At 33.5% G+C, this 18180-nt stretch carries 16 protein-coding genes and 1 pseudogene; 12 read left to right on the top strand and 5 right to left on the bottom strand.

Annotated elements, in window-relative coordinates; all coding sequences use genetic code 11:
* Window positions 1-6 precede the first annotated feature (6 nt).
* The 5 genes from CIL03_RS11325 (at window position 7) to wecB (ending at window position 4979) form a co-directional block, all read left to right on the top strand.
* Window positions 7-606 carry a sugar transferase gene (locus tag CIL03_RS11325; protein ID WP_094885975.1) on the top strand — a complete coding sequence of 200 codons (600 nt, stop codon included), beginning with the start codon at window positions 7-9 and terminating at the stop codon, window positions 604-606.
* Window positions 599-1237, top strand: coding sequence for a NeuD/PglB/VioB family sugar acetyltransferase (locus CIL03_RS11320; protein WP_094885974.1), 639 nt, complete (start codon window positions 599-601; stop codon window positions 1235-1237). The genes CIL03_RS11325 and CIL03_RS11320 overlap by 8 nt, the downstream gene beginning before the upstream one ends.
* 62 nt (window positions 1238-1299) lie before the next feature.
* Window positions 1300-2553, top strand: coding sequence for a phenylacetate--CoA ligase family protein (locus CIL03_RS11315; protein ID WP_133087829.1), 1254 nt, complete (start codon window positions 1300-1302; stop codon window positions 2551-2553).
* A 92-nt stretch (window positions 2554-2645) separates the two neighbouring features.
* Window positions 2646-3797: an aminotransferase class I/II-fold pyridoxal phosphate-dependent enzyme gene (locus CIL03_RS11310; protein WP_094885972.1), complete on the top strand. Its 1152-nt coding sequence runs from the start codon at window positions 2646-2648 to the stop codon at window positions 3795-3797.
* An 81-nt stretch (window positions 3798-3878) separates the two neighbouring features.
* Window positions 3879-4979, top strand: coding sequence for a non-hydrolyzing UDP-N-acetylglucosamine 2-epimerase (gene wecB / locus CIL03_RS11305; protein ID WP_094885971.1), 1101 nt, complete (start codon window positions 3879-3881; stop codon window positions 4977-4979).
* Window positions 4980-5236: 257 nt separating this feature from the next.
* On the opposite strand, the pseudogene CIL03_RS20120 reads toward wecB, so the two are convergent.
* A pseudogene (locus CIL03_RS20120) lies at window positions 5237-5356 on the bottom strand (ATP-binding protein); the annotation flags it as partial.
* A 224-nt stretch (window positions 5357-5580) separates the two neighbouring features.
* On the opposite strand from CIL03_RS20120, the gene CIL03_RS11295 reads away from it, so the two are divergent.
* Window positions 5581-6351: a hypothetical protein gene (locus CIL03_RS11295; protein ID WP_094885970.1), complete on the top strand. Its 771-nt coding sequence runs from the start codon at window positions 5581-5583 to the stop codon at window positions 6349-6351.
* A gap of 767 nt (window positions 6352-7118) precedes the next feature.
* On the opposite strand, the gene CIL03_RS11290 is transcribed toward CIL03_RS11295, so the two are convergent.
* Genes CIL03_RS11290 through CIL03_RS11280 form a run of 3 tightly spaced genes read right to left on the bottom strand, consistent with a single transcriptional unit; the run spans window position 7119 to window position 11826 of the window.
* Window positions 7119-9743: an AAA family ATPase gene (locus CIL03_RS11290; RefSeq protein ID WP_094885969.1), complete on the bottom strand. Its 2625-nt coding sequence runs from the start codon at window positions 9741-9743 to the stop codon at window positions 7119-7121.
* A complete protein-coding gene (locus tag CIL03_RS11285) occupies window positions 9740-10453 on the bottom strand; it encodes an ABC-three component system middle component 1 (protein ID WP_094885968.1) in 714 nt (237 codons plus the stop codon). Before CIL03_RS11285 ends, CIL03_RS11290 begins: the two co-directional genes overlap by 4 nt.
* Window positions 10450-11826, bottom strand: a complete 1377-nt coding sequence (locus CIL03_RS11280; protein ID WP_094885967.1) for an ABC-three component system protein — start codon at window positions 11824-11826, stop codon at window positions 10450-10452. The genes CIL03_RS11285 and CIL03_RS11280 overlap by 4 nt, the downstream gene beginning before the upstream one ends.
* Before the next feature lie 585 nt (window positions 11827-12411).
* Between CIL03_RS11280 and CIL03_RS11275 the strand changes: the two genes are divergently transcribed.
* Window positions 12412-13005 carry a magnesium chelatase domain-containing protein gene (locus CIL03_RS11275; RefSeq protein ID WP_094885966.1) on the top strand — a complete coding sequence of 198 codons (594 nt, stop codon included), beginning with the start codon at window positions 12412-12414 and terminating at the stop codon, window positions 13003-13005.
* A gap of 183 nt (window positions 13006-13188) precedes the next feature.
* Here CIL03_RS11275 and CIL03_RS11270 read toward each other — a convergent pair whose 3' ends face one another.
* A complete protein-coding gene (locus tag CIL03_RS11270) occupies window positions 13189-13515 on the bottom strand; it encodes a hypothetical protein (protein ID WP_094885965.1) in 327 nt (108 codons plus the stop codon).
* 335 nt (window positions 13516-13850) lie between these two features.
* Between CIL03_RS11270 and CIL03_RS11265 the strand changes: the two genes are divergently transcribed.
* From CIL03_RS11265 to CIL03_RS11240, 5 genes are all read left to right on the top strand, one after another.
* Window positions 13851-14039, top strand: coding sequence for a carbon storage regulator (locus tag CIL03_RS11265; RefSeq protein ID WP_094885964.1), 189 nt, complete (start codon window positions 13851-13853; stop codon window positions 14037-14039).
* A gap of 71 nt (window positions 14040-14110) precedes the next feature.
* Window positions 14111-15346 carry a flagellin N-terminal helical domain-containing protein gene (locus tag CIL03_RS11260; protein WP_094885963.1) on the top strand — a complete coding sequence of 412 codons (1236 nt, stop codon included), beginning with the start codon at window positions 14111-14113 and terminating at the stop codon, window positions 15344-15346.
* Between the two features lie 737 nt (window positions 15347-16083).
* Window positions 16084-16347, top strand: coding sequence for a helix-turn-helix domain-containing protein (locus CIL03_RS11250; RefSeq protein ID WP_094885961.1), 264 nt, complete (start codon window positions 16084-16086; stop codon window positions 16345-16347).
* A gap of 116 nt (window positions 16348-16463) precedes the next feature.
* Window positions 16464-17000: a sigma-70 family RNA polymerase sigma factor gene (locus CIL03_RS11245; RefSeq protein WP_094885960.1), complete on the top strand. Its 537-nt coding sequence runs from the start codon at window positions 16464-16466 to the stop codon at window positions 16998-17000.
* A gap of 65 nt (window positions 17001-17065) precedes the next feature.
* Complete coding sequence (locus CIL03_RS11240; protein WP_094885959.1) at window positions 17066-18040, top strand: DnaD domain-containing protein; 975 nt, start codon at window positions 17066-17068, stop codon at window positions 18038-18040.
* The last annotated feature ends 140 nt before the right edge of the window (window positions 18041-18180 follow it).

The following is an 18180-nucleotide window of genomic DNA, read 5'->3' as shown; positions in this document are numbered from 1 at the left end:
AATATAATGAAACGCTTATTAGATATCACAGTTTCATTAATTGCAATAATTATACTTTTAATTCCCATGGCGGTTTTATCTGTAGTTGTGTTAATTAAAATGGGTGCTCCTATTACCTTCAAACAAAAAAGACCAGGGTTACATGGAAAACCTTTTTACATTAGAAAGTTTCGTACAATGACGAATGAAACTGATGAGCAAGGAAATCTATTGCCTAATAGTGACAGAATGACTAAAACTGGAAATTTACTACGTAAATTCAGTTTAGATGAGTTACCTCAATTATTTAATGTTCTAAAAGGAGATATTAGTCTTGTAGGTCCCAGGCCTTTATTAATGGATTATCTTGAATTATATACTCTTGAACAAGCTCGTAGACATGAAGTTAAACCAGGTATCACGGGCTGGGCACAGGTAAACGGAAGAAATGCAATAACTTGGGAAGATAAGTTTAAATATGATGTGTGGTATGTGGACAATAGCTCTTTCATGTTAGATATAAAAATTTTAATTATGACGTTAGCTAAAGTAATAAAATCTGATGGAGTTAACAAAAGTGAAAATGTAACAATGGAAAGATTTAGGGGTACAGGTACCGATGAGTAAAATAAATAATATCATTATATACGGTTCAGGTGGACTTGGCAGAGGAATAATTGATTTAATAAATTCTATAAATAAGCAAACTGAAGAGAATTGGATGTTACAAGGGTTTGTAGATGATTCGGATACAGGTCAGATAAATGGTTATGAAATTCTTGGCAATATTGATTATTTATTGAAATTTAGTAAACCAGTTAATATAGTTTTAGCATTTGGTAATCCACATATTAAAAAGGATCTATTTGATAAATTAAGTAAAAATAAAAATATAATATTTCCAAATCTAATTCATCCCAATGTATATGTGTCACCATATAACGTTTTTGGAAAAGGCAATATTATAAGTTCAGGCGTTGCTCTATCTACTAATATACAAATTAATGATTTTAATTTAATTCATTATAATTGTTCTATTGGTCATGATGTTTCAATGGGTAATTTTAATTCTGTTTTTCCATTAACTGCTTTATCCGGATATGTAGAATTAGGGGATGAAATAGAAATTGGAACGAATGCTGCTGTAATCCCAAGTAAGAAGATAGGAAATGAAGCTAGAATTGGAGCTGGAAGTGTAATTGTGAATGACGTACAAGCTAGTAAAACAATAATAGGTGTTCCTGGAAAGGAAATTTAATTACTTGAATTAACCTTTTTAATAATACAGATAGATCTTATTTATAAAGGTAGGTAAAAATATTGAGAAAGACAATGTTTAAACTAACTCAGAAGATTAATAAAGGTAAAGTATTTGAGAAAATAGCTTATATGGAAAGAAATTATGGAGTAATCGGAGAAACGGAACAAAAAGAAAAGTTTGATTCTCTATTAAACCACGCTATTAATACTACGGATTTTTATAAAAGCTATTCAAAGTATAAGAAAATAGAAGATTGCCCAGTTATTCAAAAAAAGGTTATAAAAGAAAATTATGATGAATTTCTATCTGGAAAATACAATAAAGATGAGTTAATACCAATGACAACTAGTGGTTCTTACGGTACGCCCTTTACATTTTATTTAACCAAGCAAAAAAAGGAAATGCAACATGCTGAAGTAACATTTTTTAGCAGATGGGCAAATTTTGATATTGGTGTAAAACATGGTTATGTAGCTTCAAAAATTAAAAGCAAAAAGGATCAATTTATACAAAATCAGCTATCTATTGCTCCTTTTATAATTTCTGAAAAGTGGCTTTCAGATGAAATGCAAAGAATTATTTCAAAGAAAGTAAAAGTTTTAATAGGATATCCTTCCGCAATCGGTGCTATCGCTAAATATTTTATAGCTAATAATAAATTCTATGAGCTAGATGGTGTTATTACCATATCCGAAGTACTTACAGATGATGTTCGTGAAAGTGTCAGAAAGGCATTCGGTGTAAATGCACTAAGCAGATATTCCACTGAAGAACTTGGCGTTTTATCAATTGAATGTGAAAAAGAGAACAAGCATCATCTCAATAACATAAATTATATTATTGAGTTACTTGACGAAAATGATAAAACAGTAAAACCTGGTGAAACTGGAAGAGTGATAGTAACAGATCTTTATTCCTATGCAATGCCTTTAATAAGATATGATACAGGTGACTTAGCTATTCTAGGAAAAGGATATTGTAGCTGTGGACTCAAGACTCCTTATCTTGAAACTTTATCAGGTAGAAAGTTAGAAGAAATCTATTCAACAGATGGTACAGTTATTGCATCAATGGCTTTAAGTGGACAAATGAGGGATATTGAAAAGGTTACAAACTTTCAGCTGATTCAATTAGGTGAAAAGGATTATCAGATTAACCTAGTTACAATGAAGGATTTCTCATCAGAAAAAGAAATTGTTAATAGATATAAGAGTCTTTTAGGGCAAGATGCGAATATAAGATTTTCGTATATGGAGGATATTCCACCGTTAAAATCTGGTAAGAGACCATATATTTTGCAGAAATATTATTAAGGTCTTTTTGAAGAAGTTTACAGCTAAAATATTCATTAAGCGAAAATTTTGGTGCAATAGATAGAAAAATGGAGAGAAGGTTTGGTTTTAATATGACTGATAAAGAAGAACGCATCTTCCTCTCATCCCCACACATGAGTGGAAACGAACAAAAATACATCCAAGAAGCATTCGACCTAAACTGGATTGCTCCTCTAGGGAATAATGTAGATGGATTAGAACGCGAATTGGCAGAATATAACTCTATTAATGATGCTGCAGTTGTCACTTCTGGAACTGCGGCTATTCATTTGGCATTAAGACTTTTAAATGTTGGTAAGGATGATTCAGTTTTTGTTTCATCACTAACTTTCGTTGCCAGTGCAAATCCTATTTTGTACCAAGGAGCTACATCCGTACTGATTGACTCTGAAATGGATACTTGGAATATGTCACCATTGGCATTAGAACGCGCATTAAAGGACGCTAACGAAAAAGGAAAGTTGCCAAAAGCAGTAATTGTAGTAAACCTATATGGACAGAGTGCTCAGATGGATGAACTGATGGAAATATGTGATAGATATGGAGTACCTGTTATTGAGGATGCAGCAGAGTCATTAGGCAGTTATTATAAAGGAAGAAAAAGCGGTACCTTTGGTAAGTATGGGATCTTTTCATTTAATGGAAATAAAATCATAACCACTTCCGGTGGTGGAGCTCTTGTTTCCAATGATGAAGAAGCATTGAAGAAAGCTAGATTCCTAGCAACGCAAGCACGTGATCCGGCTGTACATTATCAGCATAGTGAACTTGGATATAATTATCGGATGAGTAATATTGTTGCCGGAATTGGCCGTGGACAGTTGGAAGTATTGGATGAACGGGTGAGGCAACGAAGAGCAGTATTTCAACGTTATGAGGAAGCTTTTGAAGAAATTGATGGTATAGAGTTTCAACCTGAATTAGAGGATACTATGTCTAACAGATGGTTGACTGCTTTAACAATAGATCCAGCAATTACAGGTGTTTCTCGTGATGATATTATAGATAGACTTGGCGAAGAAAATATTGAAGCACGTCCTGTTTGGAAACCTATGCATTTGCAGCCTTTGTTTGAAGGCGTGGAATATTATCCGCAAGAAGATGGGAATAGTGTTTCTGATTATTTGTTTGAGTTTGGGTTATGTTTACCGAGTGGATCTAATATGAGTGTTGTGGAGCAGGAGAGAGTTATTGCTCTAGTTTTGGAATTACTGAATAAATAATAAACAACCTAAAGGCCCAGTATTTTATTTTTAAATATTTAAACTGGGTTTTTATGTACATATAAAATAAGGGTGAAATTAATGAAGAAAAAAGTAATGGTTGTTTTCGGAACACGACCAGAAGCAATAAAGATGTGTCCTTTAGTTAAAGAACTGGAAACCCGTGATAAATTGGAAACGATAGTCACAGTTACTGGACAGCATAGGGAGATGTTAACACAGGTTTTGGATGCTTTTGAAGTCATCCCCGACTTTAATTTATCGATTATGAAAGACAAACAGACCTTGTTTGATGTAACCATAAATATTTTAGATAAAATGAGAGATGTTCTTGAAGAAGTAAAACCAGATGTGGTCTTGGTACATGGAGATACATCAACAACATTTGTAACGTCACTAGCATGTTTTTACTTACAAATTCCAGTTGGCCATGTTGAAGCTGGCTTAAGAACATATAATATATACTCTCCATATCCGGAAGAGTTCAATCGCCAGGCGGTTGGAATAGTTGCAAAATATAATTTTGCGCCAACGGAAATGTCTAAGGAGAATCTTTTAAAAGAGGGAAAAGAACCTTCCAGCATTTATGTAACCGGCAATACTGCAATAGATGCACTTAATACTACAATTAAAGATGATTATACACACGAGCAAATTGAATGGGCTTCAGACAGCAGACTGATAATGATAACTGCACACCGGAGAGAAAACCTTGGTGAGCCAATGCGAAATATGTTTAAGGCAATCAAAAGGATTGTTGATGAATACCCGGATATTAAAGTGGTATACCCTATTCATATGAATCCAGTAGTTAGAGAAGCCGCTAATGAAATACTCGGGAACAATGATAGAGTGAGAATTATTGAACCATTGGAAGTTTTGGATTTCCATAATTTCCTTTCTAAATCCTACCTGATCCTGACTGATAGTGGTGGCATCCAGGAAGAAGCTCCTAGCTTAGGCAAGCCAGTACTAGTGATGCGAGATACTACTGAGCGCCCTGAGGGAGAGGCTGCTGGTACCTTAAAATTAGTTGGTACGGATGAAGAGAATATATATAATAATTTTAAATTGTTGCTTGATGATGAAGAGGCTTATGCAAAAATGAGTCGTGCGAGTAATCCTTATGGGGATGGGTTGGCTAGTAAGCGGATTGCGGATGTTTTGGAGTCGAGGTTATAGTTAGTGAAATTTAAAATGAGTAATGGGCTTGGATCCATTACTCATTATTTTTAGGTAGGGTGACGACCCGAAAATTGTCGAAAGGTGGTTGGTAGAGTGAATTGGTATTATTGATTACTGCCATTAGATTTTACCAGCGTTGCTAAGTTTTTTACCACTTAATGACAAGGGATTAACCAACCATTGCCAATGTGTATTTGGCAAGTAAAATTTATATGTAATGGCATTTAAAAATGTATGCCACTTGCCACCTCGGATTATTGTTGTAATAAAGATTCTTTATATCGAAAACTATCACCATTAAAAACAAGTAAATGTGAATGATGAATGAGTCGATCAATGACGGTCTCCGTCAATATCGAGTCTCCAAATACATTGAGGATACAGCCCCTAAGGCACTATACTACTTATGCGTCCACTAATACATTACAGCTAGCTGTTGTCTTTAGGCCGGTGCTGCGGTTTAAGAAGAGCTGCAAAGATTTAAGGATTGGTATGTGGGTTTTTTAAAAAATAGCTTTACTTAAGGGAAAATATACAAGTTGTACTGGTGTATTTTTATTTTAAAATATATTTTTGTATAAAAGAAAGAGAGGCTATAATGGATTTTGACATGAATTATATGATACCAACAATTTCACTAACAATATCGATACCGACCGCTCTGTATCTAGTTATAAAAATAATATATCGTACAAAAATTGAGATGGTATTAGAAGATAAGTACAAAAATAAAATAAATCAAATAATTGAAATAGTGATCCTATCCATGTTTCTAGCAACTCTTATATCGATTGGTAGTTATATGATTGAGAAAGTCCCTAATTTTATCAGTAATTCACTACCATATATTCTTTTAGTTATATTATTAATTTTTACTATATCCTTTGTTGTACAATTGATTGCTTTAGCAATTAATGAATTTAGGGAAATTAAAAAGAAAAAGTGTTTGTTTAATTTTTATAAAGTAATTTTTATTATTGAATATTTGTCAATTCTGCTTTTAAATGGTGGGTTATTGGTACTTAATGAGAGAAATTTGGAGTTAAATGAAATAATATTAACTGTAATTACGTTTGGTGTAATGTATATGATGATACTTATAATCTTTAGATTTAGTTTTAACCAAGTTAAAGTTAAAAGCAAAGATTATTATGAAGTAACTTTAATAAATGAAAATATTAATGAGACATTGAAAGAACTTATACTACTATATACTTTAAATAAAAAATTATTAATAATGAAAGAAAAATTAGACGAAGAAAAAGATATCAATGATTTAAAGGTATTCTATGTTTACTATTTTCAAGAAGGGTTTGTCCTGAAATACAAGGAGCATTTCACTAAGAAAGAAAATATAAAGAAAAATTAATGGAAATGAGAAGTGTGCACAAAAAGTCTCCATGGTACGATATAGAGTGTCGTGTAGGTGAATTTTGCGGACAGATTGAGCCACCGTTTGCGGATAACTGAGCCAGTAAGTGCGGTAAAAGAGCAGCTATCAATAAAACTTTGAAACAACTCTTCTCACAGTGCTTGAGGTAGTGTAAATGCTTAGTCCGGCATCATTGACTTAACTTTTATCCGTGTTGTGGAAAAAACTATCGCAGGTCTGGCACAAATAATGCCTAAGGGGCACACCTGCTCAAATATAATACACGGACAAATTGAATCTAAGCACTCGCTGGCGGGGCCCCGACCCCTTCCAGCAAATGCAAAGAATCGGGCGTTACAGTCAATGGCAAGTAGCTCCGCTGTAGCTCAGGCTATATTCTCTAAATCTGTTAGTTCGATCAGTGGCTCACTGTTCCGCAAACGGTGACCCTCTCCACAATGACTGGCTTAAAACTCCGCATAAGTGGCTCTTTTCATCCGCAATAATCATACGAACTTGGTACTACTATCTTATGTTGTGGGTGTACTACGGATTCAATGTTAACCAACATTCAGGGGCGATGAATATCGGCATGGAATGATGCTATATAGTCGAATCCAAGCCTGGATAATTCTATCAGAAGGTAAATATTCGCGGCTAACACTGTAAATACTCACACAGAGAGTGGAAAATATAACCACACAACTGGTAAATCCCCATCGCAGTGACCCATATATATTTAGAAATTAACTAATTCCCTTATTTCAATCGAAAAATTCATTTTGCACATTAATTAATGATACTTCCTTCTTATCAATTTTTTCAAATTTATATTTCATGTACAAAGCATTCATATCACTATGAGTTGAGAATATAAATTGGTAGTCTTTAAGAAATTCATGTCTGATTAATTCGATAAATGAATGAACATTTAATGCATCCATTTCTTGTATAGGGTCATCAATAGTTAGGAACTTCAAGTTATCTGATATATTATAGGTTTTATTGATTGCTAATGTAAAGGCAAGTGAGACAACAGCTAATTGACCGGAACTTAGGTGATGGGTCGCGTCATGATCGGTAGTAGGATCAGTTAAGAATCTTATTGCATCCTTTCCATCACTTGTTGATAAGAAGACACCCATTCCCTGTTGATAGTTCTGAAGCATTTTTGCTGTGTATATATAGAAGGGCAATTTAATATTATCCACCATTTCATTTTTGTGCTTTTTAATCAGAGAATCGTACGAACGTCTGACAGTATCTAGCTTGTTTAAAACATTTACCAATTTATCTTGTTTGTTCTTATATGTTTCCAACAAATGCGATTTCTTATTTGAAAACAAATATTTAATATATTTTTTTTTCTTTTCTATTTTAGTTAGGTTGAATTTTTCAAACTCATCTTTATCTTGTTTAAAATAACGTTTATATATACCTTCATTATCATTTGCTTTTTCATAATCATAGTTGAATCGGTCTTTAGATTCTTCTAAAAAAGAGATAAGTTTCTTATTCATCTCTTTTTGCTCTCTTTTGGTAATTTTTTTACTAAAATCTTTTAAAATAAACTGGTTTAGATTATCACTTGAAATAACCTTTTTTAGCTCATTTATATCTGTTTCAAAAGAAACATTATTAAGTAATCTCATCATCTCAAATACATCTTTTGATACAGGTATCGTTTCTTGAATATTTTCTTTAATTTCAGATAAAGCATCCATTAAATCATCATATGATTGTGGTTCTGACCATATCATTGTGTGATTAAAATCAAAGCTATTAAGGTCTGTGAAATTAAATTCTTTATTATTATAATTCTTTAACAGCTCAAGTATTTTTGGATCTATTTCTTCATGGTCTGCTAAATAATTACTCATATGCTTTATAATTGGTTGAATGAAATTATTCTCTATTTCTTCTTCATACTCATTTAATCGATTGGATTGATTATTCAATAACCCTTTTAGTGTCTTTTCTCTTTCATTGAAGTTTTCTAATAGATTCTCATGGCTTTCCCAATCTTTTCCACAATATGGGCAAGTATCCTCATCTAAAATATCAGTCTTATCTTTTTTCATTTCTTCATGTATACTATTTCTCATTCGGATGATTTCATTAATTGTTAAATCAATTTCTTTTGAAGTAGCCCTGGCTTGGCTTCTATCTTCTATTAGTCTCTCGTAGCGATCTACCATTTCAGGAAGAATTTCTTTCACAAAAGGGATTAGGGACTCTATACGCTCTTTCAGGTCTTTTATCTCTAGAAACTTTACATATTTATTACGGGTGGTAGTTAGCTTACTATAACCTTCATATTTTGAATAACACTTCTGAAGTATGAAAGATTTAATTTTTTCATCATCGTTTAATAATTTCATTTGCTTATCTATAGATTGATAATTTTCTTCTATGAGCTTTTGTAGGGTGTAGAAATTAACTAGGTCAGTATTATTAATTTTATTATTTAATAACTTAATAGTTTCCTTCTTCTTATATTCAGTTGGTGAGAAAACATTCATAAATGAAAATAATTTATCTAACTCTTCATTATATAAATACATTAACCTTTCTGATTCGGCTACATCTTTATTTTCAAATATATCTTTCTTATCAAAATCGAAATCTGATTCTGGAAAAAGTTGCTCGTACTCTACTATATTTAGCTTTTCTATATTTTGAATTTCCTTTATTTTATTTTCTAACTTAGTGTTAATATCTTTTAGTCTACTATAAATTTTTGATATATTTTGTTGTTCTTTTTCTTGATTAGAAGTTTGGAATAGGAAACCTAATGAGCTTCTTCTTTCATTTTCAGACTTTTTTAGAAAGAATGTTGTTTCTTCTTGCTGCAGATAGTTAAATAGGTTATATATATGCTTTATCTCAAAACCGTCTGTTCCTAAGCCAAAAAACTCGTCAATATCTCCTTGATTGATAAGCTCTGCTGTTTCAGCATTAAAATCATCATCATAGAAGTTTTCTACAATTTCTCTATATGTATTTAAAAATTTAAAATCAAAAGGTTTATTTCTTCTACCGTTATCTCCTGCTTTTCTTCCATCATGGTCTTTAGGTAAGTGTTTTGTAATAATAAATTCCTTTTCTCTATTATCTATATATTTAGCAAGCCAAACTTTAACGATGACATCTTTATCTTCTTGATTTTGAAAAAATGGTTTAATATAATCTCTTCTATGGTTTGTTACACCAGCTTTTTCTATAGTTCTGTGTATTTCTCCTGTTAGACACAATTCTAAAACATCAAAGATTGTTGTTTTCCCAAAACCATTTGGGCCAATTAGTAGTGATGCTTGATTGTCAAAGCTTATGATTTTTTTCTTATTAATACCCTTAAAATTATTAAGATAGATTTTCTTTATTCTCATTCAGTATTCTCCTCAAATCGTTGGAAAAAGTCACTTAGCTTTGGAGTATTTATTTCCTCCGATAAAATATCATCTTCTAATTGATCAAAGTAATCTGATGATTCTTCAACATCCATCCCATCTATAAGTATCATCAAATTAATAATCTCAGATTGTTTGTTCACTTTTTCTAAGAGCGACTCATAGGGTTCTTCATCGCTTTTAATTATTAGAAAAGGTAACTTTGCCATCAATTGAATAGCAATAAAAAATTCTTCATCATCATAATAATTCTTTTCAAAACGATCGATTCCTCCATCTGATTTTAATATCTTATGTAACTGTTCACTGATATTATGATTTGGATTAATATTTTGTATTCCATTTTTTGAGTATACAATAACATGTTTCCGGAAGAAGTACTCATCCTCCTCAATCTGAAATATAGTGTTTTTATGCTGCTCATAAAAGGATTTAAGGTTATCTGTTTCAATGTATACAAATAGTGTAGTGTTCTTTTTTATATCACTTTTTTCTAATTGTTTTTTCTCGAATGCTTCTATTATTTCATTTGTTTTTGGTAAATCAAAAAAATTGATTAACTCATTTACATCATACTGTGTTGTTAAAAAATACTCTTGACCATTTATCTCAGAAAATAATACATTATACGATAAATCACTGACTTCATATCCATAATCTAAGAAAGCTTTTTTCAAAATGTTCTTCATGATTTTCCTCCTTTTTTGTTTAGTTGTTCAATAGCATTATCTACAGAAATAAATTCTAAGTTAGGATTATAGAAAATCTCTTTCTCTGTTACTGGACGTTTCCAATTTGTATCTAAGGTAGTTGCATTGTAATTTTGCTGAATAAAGTCTCCAAACGGTACTTGATCAATCTGCCCATTAATTAAATATCTTCTATTAAATATTTCATCTGTAACGCCTTTGTTTCTCGTCATATTTGCTACAACAATTCCAGTTTTAGATTTCTTTCTATTTATTAAAGTTAGCAAATAATCATCACTTTCTTCAAGGCCTTGATATCCTTTAAAATCTATATTAAAATCATTTTCGGTAACAGCTACTAAGCATTCATAAAATACATCTTTAAAAGCATTAATGTCACATAAAGCTATTACATCATTAATATCAGAAAAATCCCCTGATTTATTTTTATCCGGATTAATGTCTTTAATAAACTGAATCAATTTATCATCATCCATGCTATATAATTCTTCAATTATATTATTAACTTTTTCAATTTGATTATCCTTATAATTAAAGTCTTGGTCATCTTGAGTTTCTTGAATGAATTCAGTCCATGATACTCCGAACATTTCACGCATTACTTCAACATTTTTTTGTTTGTATTTTTTCTTATCTGTGATGACATTGAATATTTCTTCAAACTTCAAGGTTGGAAAGTGGCTAATTCCTTTTATATGTTTTTGTCTTATTTGTATGTCTAGGATACCAAGTAAATGCTTAAATTTATTTTTGTGTTCTTCATCGCTATCTTTAAACGGATGGCCATCCATCCTATTTATTAAATTTTTTATCTCAACTTTGCAAAAATCTAATATTTTATCGTCTTGACCACTAGATAATTTACAGTGCTTCTTTCTATCTGGATAAATATATAGCTTAATTTTATTTGGATTTTCTATATACGTATTGCGAGGATATGTATGTTTAAAAGCCTTTTTATTTAACTCAAACCCTTTAACTTCAGTGATTGTATGCAGGAATCTCGAATTCTCATCAACTTCTAATTTTCCCGTATTAATGTTACATATTTGAAAACCAGGTGTATCAATTTTTCTTATTCCATCTTTTTCAATAAAAGTTTGCTTTGACAAAACGTCTTTATAGTCATTAGGATAAACTTTATCTTTATAAGCTTTCACTTGGTGTCTTGATATTACTTTTTTACCATGTTTAATATCTATATCTTCTGCAGATTCAAATTCTACAAGCCAGCCGTTAAGGTCTTGATCTAAATCAAGTAATTGATTTATTTCTCTAAGTGCAACTAGAATACCAACTTTCCCCTGATGTAAATATCCACTCCAACTTGCAGTTGCATTTCTTTTACTCACGGTTGTATTCCCCCAAATATTTTAAAGTAAAATTTTACTTTTCTATTGTAGAACCATTAGACATTTGATTGAAAAATGTTTTTACCAATTTATGCTATTTTAATACATTATATCTGCGAAAGTCGTTATTATCAAACAACTTCAAAAGTAAGATTGAACCAAATGTTTGTGGGTAATTTTGAACATTGGGGTCAGACCCCACCACGTTAATGTGCTAAAGTGCACAATTGGTTGTTAAATATTGTTTAGTATTTAAACTGAATTTATGTTAGCTCACCCCATCCTTTGGTAACTGGACGAAAGGATGGTTTTTTCATGTTTCAACTTATATGTGGTTTTGCATAGTTGATCCTAAAAAAGTAAAATAGTTAAAATTAAAATTTAGGATACCTTTTTTCGTCCAATTTTCCATTTTGGTACTTTATAAGTGTTCGAAAACGTTATTTTAACAGAAAATTACCCCCTGATAATTTCTTTTTCTCCCCTTCACTCACAAACGTACGTTCTTGACTTCGTTCAGTAAATAGCTTATCTTTTATCTACAGTATTAGTTCCAGTAATCATTCGATTAAAGGATGTGAAGTAATGGCAACTGTTGTAACTAGCATCGGTTTGAAAGGGATGGAGGGTTATCGTGTTCAGGTTGAGGTGCAGCTGATTCCTGGGGTGGAGGGGGTTAGTATTGTTGGATTGCCGGATACGTCAGTCAAGGAGTCAAAGGACCGGGTGATGGCAGCTTTGTATGCGAATGATTGTCAGGTTCCTGATAAAAAGATTATCATTAATTTATCTCCTGCAGAGCAGAAGAAAAACAGTCCGATATTTGACTTGGCGATGGCAATCGGGGTCATGAAGGAAGCGGGGGAAATACGATATCCAATTCCTGATGCTGCAGCATTTTTAGGTATATTATCATTGGATGGTTCGATTAAACCAGTGGATGGGATGCTGCCTGCTATTGTTGCAGCGAAGAAAGAAAATATAAAGGTTTTATGTTTACCCCCAATGCATGATTTTCCTCTTCAGTCTATGGAAGGAATTGAGTTTCGTTTTGTTGAAACACTTCAGGAAGTTATTGAATCATTTTCAGGTCAATTAACCGCTTTTTCTTACACCTCACTATCATCCTCAGAAAAGGTCAATGGGTCAGACCCCCACCGCGTTAATGTGTTAAAGTGAATGCAAATGATGGTTAATTATAGATTAGTGTTAAACCATTGTATTAAAGAGGGGTTATGTCTCCTGCTGTCGGATTTCGGGGGCAGACCCCCATCACGCGGACAGTATAAATTTAAGGGAGATTTAATTATTTCATTACTTTTATTTCTCCATAAGACTCTAAATTCTTTCTGATAACTGTATCTATTTTCTTTTATCAAGAAAGGTAATGTGTATAGTTACATTATTTAAGGAAATATTTCTTGAATTCTCCCCAATTTTAATGCCATTTTGCATGGAATGAAAAGCCTTTTCGAATGCAGGATTAATAGATTTCCCATTGTTAAAAGTATAACTGCTTATTTCAAATTTTGCAGTTAGACTGCCCTCATTATTATCACTTCCCAATTTTTCTTCTGGGTAATTGTTTAAATGGTTCATGAAGAATGTTTTACTTTCTTTTAACATCTTTAAGTATTTTGGCTCCATAAATTTATATGCTTTTTTCGGTAAGGGACCTCTTAAAAGCATTTTTATACCTCCATATGATTACTGCCATTAGTTTTAACCCTGCCATGATTTTTACCACACAATGCCAGGAAATTTACCATCCATTGCCATAGTGTATACCACTTAATAAGTAAAGTCCTACAGACATCATATTTTGATGAACAATAGGACTTTTATAGAATTGGCTAAAGCTTCGGTTGAATTTATCAGAAAAGTCAAATTCCCCTCTTAGGAATTTTGGGTCGGCCCTCATCACGTTGGTAATTATTCTTTTTGGAAATATTTTTCAAAAAAACATTAAACATTATAAAATACCTTCCGATATAAGTAATGTAAACATCAAGGAGGATGAATCCATGGCCCTAACGTTAGGCAGAAAACCAGGTGAAAAAATCTATATAGTAGATTCTCAGGGAAGAGAGATTGAGATTGAGGTAGTAAAAAGGGAAGAAAAGCTAAGTAATTTTACACAATTACGGATTAGCGCTCCATCAGAATATCAAATTATTCGTGGAGAAATTTATGAAGGTAGTAATTCCAATTAATGGAGTTATTATAGATCAGCAAGCCAAACGGACGTGACTTGCTAGAAAATAAAACATGGAGGTAAGGAAAAATGATTATTAATCACAACATTGCGGCGCTAAATACGCACCGCCAACTAAGCAGTAACAGTAACGCTGTACAAGGATCTTTAGAAAAACTTTCTTCAGGTCTTGCTATCAACAAGGCTGGAGACGATGCTGCGGGTCTAGCAATCTCTGAAAAAATGCGTGGGCAGATCCGTGGATTGGAAATGGCTCAGAAGAATGCACAAGACGGTATTTCTCTCATTCAAACTGCGGAAGGTGCATTGAATGAGACTCATGCTATTTTGCAACGAATGCGTGAATTAGCAGTACAAAGTTCGAATGATACAAACACTGAAACAGACCGTGCTGAACTTCAAAAAGAAGTTGATCAACTTTCAGAAGAATTATCAAGAATTGGGAATACAACAGAATTTAACACTCAGAACCTGTTAAATGGTAAGTTTGAAGGAACATTCCATATTGGTGCTAATGAACAACAAAACTTGAAAATTAATATCAATGATATGCGTGGAAACAAACTTGGTGTAACCGGTAATGCAAAGTTTGAAGAAACCGTTAGTGTTACAGAAACTGGAGCAGCAGATTTAAAAGATGGCATTTATAAAGTCGACGGAACTGATTTAAAAGATGCTGATGGAAATGTAGTTGCAACAACTACAGACCAATTAACCTGGACAGCATCAGTAGGTGAAACTGACGATACGTTTGTATTTACTCAAGAAATTGATTCAGGAACTATTAAGATTGCGAATGGTGAAGCAACAGCAGTTTCTGAATTTGAAAATGGTGGATTACAAGCAGGCACTTACACTGCTAATGCAACAACATTAAAAGATTCAAACGGTAATACCATTGCTACATCTACTGATGGTACTACATTTACTGGTCTTGATGGTAAGACAACATTATTGACTGTAGATACTGCACTTACAGCAGATACAACAATTTCTGTAGGGGGAATTGATGTTTCATCTCAATCAGCAGCTGACTCTGCAATAACTACTATTCAATCAGCAATTGATACAGTTTCTGCTGAACGTTCCAAACTAGGTGCATACCAAAACCGACTAGATCATACAATTAACAACCTTGGAACATCAGCAGAAAACCTAACAGCTGCAGAATCACGTATTCGAGACGTTGACATGGCTAAGGAAATGATGGAATTCACTAAAAACAACATCCTTTCACAAGCGGCACAATCAATGTTAGCTCAAGCAAATCAGCAACCACAAGGAGTATTACAATTACTTCGTTAATATTGGTTAACAAAAATGCGGTCCGTAATAGTGACCGCATTTTTAACTGCCTTATCTTTTTCTATAATCGCTGAATAAAAGAAATTAATTGTTAAAATACCTAATTAGATATGTTTTGATTTTCATTCTACTTTTCGTTGAAAGAGGACTTGTAACATTATCATATATAGGTCCACTAATGAAACCATTATCATATAAAACATTTTCTGAATAGTATCTGTTCGTAATATCATCGAAAAAGTTCAAATTAACTTTAAATATATTTGGTCCTACTTCTTGAAAGTTTTTAATCACCAATACATTAATCATATTTATCACCTCCATTCTTGTTCATAATTATACCAGGTGATTGATATATACTATAATTGCGTAACGATCCATATATCAATACCTATTACTACTCTGATATTATATTTGAATCGAATCCGCACGTTTTTGTACAATTATGTCCAATTCCTCTAATTTGTAGGGTGTCACTTCCCGAATACTGTCGAATGGGGGTTTACGGGAATTAAAAGCTGTTAGTTTTGTTTATTTTAGGCAAAACTGATAGCTTTTTTGTTGATGAATAATTCCCATGTAAATTAAACATTATCTTAGAAACAACAATTGAAAGCTTTTACTTTTGCATAAATGAAAAAATTTAACGAAAAACCCAAAAGGTTCACAATTTGTTCACAAATTTTGTCGAAATATTGGATATATCGAATTTTCTTTTTTGTTTTTTATAGGATAATATACCTAAGGGGGAGATTATCATAGAATTTAAGAAAAAAACCGGGGAAGTAATTAGAGCTTACAGAAGGGAGAAGGGTCTAACCATTGCGGAGCTTGCTGAGAGAGCAGATATGAATAACAGCCATTTGAGCCAAATTGAAAATGGAAAACATGCTCCGAGACTTGATACTTTTTTTAAAATCGTAGCTATATTAAATATTTCTGATGATATCACAAAAAAACTGATAGCAGAGAAGATTATCAATATAGAGGATATAGCATAATTTTTTTTTGCTATGAAGTGAAAGCCTTTTCAAAGGAGAAGGCTTTCTGTATAAATTATTATGGATAGAAAGGTAAGAATCACGATTTTTAACCAAAGATAAGGAGAATGTTGTTCATGCATAAATTCACATTTGAAGAAATATATAACCAAAACAAGCAACGAATTCACTACCATATCCATCAGCTGAACATCCACGACCCGCACCGGGAATTTTATGTGGAAGGTCTTACTGCTCTGTGGCATGCCTATAAAACCTATGAACCGGATAAAGGGCCGATGGCAACTTATTTCAATTCCATCATCCGCTACAGACTCATTGATCGGATCCGCAAGCAAAGTCTTGAACAAACCCAAATGAAAAGATATTTATCCGATTACCCCAGAGTATCTGATGGCTCTAATCATTCATATCATACTGCTCTCAAAGATCTCCTGCTTGACACCCCAGAACTTTGTGCGAAATTAAAATCCCTTTTAACGGAAAACCAATGGAATTGGCTGGATTATGCCATCATTCGGGACATGCCCCATAAGGCGATTGCTGAAAAAGAAAATACAACAGTGGATGCGGTGAAAGGGTGGGCGCGGGAGGTGAGAAGGAAATTAAGTTCGGCGGAGATCCGGAAATTGTTAAGGCAAGAATTTGAATAATATTTTCCAGGGAGTGCAGAGTTGTGCTCCCTAATTACTAATACATAATGTTAGGAGAATAAATCATGAACTATATTAAAGAAATCAATGCGTTTCATAACCAAAATCTATTTGAACCATTATCCAGCTCAGCCATTTGCCTGTGGTATGCGCTAATGCATTTTAATAATTTATGCGGATGGAAGAAGGAATTCAGTGTTGCAGCTTCCCAGCTTCAGTCTGTGTCGGGGTTAAAGGCGACTGCTTTTAAAGAAGCGAGATTGGAATTGCAGCGGAAAGGGCGGATTGGGGTGACAAGTCGCAGCGGTAATCAGGCGGCTGTGTACCGGATGGTTTCGCAGGTGATGGTGTTTAGTATGGAAGAGGAATACATAGAGGAAAATGAGAAGTCTGCGAAGGAAGTTCCTATTCCGCAAGATAACTTACAGAATGATCACCAGGAAAATCCAGCTGAGGCAGACCAAACTGCTGACGAAACTATTGGCCAGAGTGCTGGCTGCAATACTGGCCACAGTAACGGCCAAGGCTCCGGCTGCAATTCCGACTCCAGCCCCGGCCCATTCTTTAAACAAGATATTACAAAACAAAAACAAAATAAAACAACAGCTGCAGCTGCTGGCGCGATTCGTTTCTTTGAGGATAATTTTGGTGGGATTAGTCCGTTTATTTCGAGAAGTATTCAGGGATGGGTTGCTGACACGAGTGAGCCGCTTGTTTTGCATGCGATGGAATTGGCGTTGGAGCAGGGTGTGGAGAAGTGGCGGTATGTGAAGGGGATATTGGAGGCTTGGAAGGTGAAGGGGATCGTGAGTGTTGAGGCGGCGATGATGGAAGAGAAGCCAGGACGGGGGAGTGGGCAGGTTAGAGAGGCTGATAAATTTAGTGCGGAGATTGTACCGGATTGGTTTGTGGAGCGGAAGAAGAAGGAGAGAGAGCAGGAAAGGAAAAGGCGTGAGGAGTTGAGGAAGCCGGTTGATCCTGTTGATGCTGTAAGGGAGATGGAGGAGGTTCGGGAGATGTTGGCGGGGTTGGGGGTGTAGAGACTTTTTAAGCGTGCCTGTAGTCAAGCCCCCTAAAAATGGACAGAAAAAAATCGACAACTAAGCACCCTTTTTGTATTGTAAATAATATACTTGTGGAGAAATGAATCCAAGCCTTTTTTGGATTCGTTTCTCATTAA

Origin of the sequence: Virgibacillus indicus, assembly GCF_002266285.1 — a bacterium.
Taxonomy (GTDB): Bacteria; Bacillota; Bacilli; order Bacillales; family Amphibacillaceae; genus Virgibacillus_K; species Virgibacillus_K indicus.
Note: the sequence above shows the minus strand (reverse complement) of the source record. Positions and strands in the feature narration are given on the sequence as shown.

What these genes read in the sequence shown, in the direction of transcription:
- CIL03_RS11285 (WP_094885968.1), bottom strand. Translation starts at nt 10,453, where the DNA reads ATGAAGAACATTTTGAAAAAAGCTTTCTTAGATTATGGATATGAAGTC.
- CIL03_RS11310 (WP_094885972.1), top strand. Translation starts at nt 2,646, where the DNA reads ATGACTGATAAAGAAGAACGCATCTTCCTCTCATCCCCACACATGAGT.
- CIL03_RS11275 (WP_094885966.1), top strand. Translation starts at nt 12,412, where the DNA reads ATGGCAACTGTTGTAACTAGCATCGGTTTGAAAGGGATGGAGGGTTAT.
- CIL03_RS11260 (WP_094885963.1), top strand. Translation starts at nt 14,111, where the DNA reads ATGATTATTAATCACAACATTGCGGCGCTAAATACGCACCGCCAACTA.
- CIL03_RS11265 (WP_094885964.1), top strand. Translation starts at nt 13,851, where the DNA reads ATGGCCCTAACGTTAGGCAGAAAACCAGGTGAAAAAATCTATATAGTA.
- CIL03_RS11295 (WP_094885970.1), top strand. Translation starts at nt 5,581, where the DNA reads ATGGATTTTGACATGAATTATATGATACCAACAATTTCACTAACAATA.
- CIL03_RS11325 (WP_094885975.1), top strand. Translation starts at nt 7, where the DNA reads ATGAAACGCTTATTAGATATCACAGTTTCATTAATTGCAATAATTATA.
- CIL03_RS11290 (WP_094885969.1), bottom strand. Translation starts at nt 9,743, where the DNA reads ATGAGAATAAAGAAAATCTATCTTAATAATTTTAAGGGTATTAATAAG.
- wecB (WP_094885971.1), top strand. Translation starts at nt 3,879, where the DNA reads ATGAAGAAAAAAGTAATGGTTGTTTTCGGAACACGACCAGAAGCAATA.
- CIL03_RS11320 (WP_094885974.1), top strand. Translation starts at nt 599, where the DNA reads ATGAGTAAAATAAATAATATCATTATATACGGTTCAGGTGGACTTGGC.
- CIL03_RS11245 (WP_094885960.1), top strand. Translation starts at nt 16,464, where the DNA reads ATGCATAAATTCACATTTGAAGAAATATATAACCAAAACAAGCAACGA.
- CIL03_RS11270 (WP_094885965.1), bottom strand. Translation starts at nt 13,515, where the DNA reads ATGCTTTTAAGAGGTCCCTTACCGAAAAAAGCATATAAATTTATGGAG.
- CIL03_RS11240 (WP_094885959.1), top strand. Translation starts at nt 17,066, where the DNA reads ATGAACTATATTAAAGAAATCAATGCGTTTCATAACCAAAATCTATTT.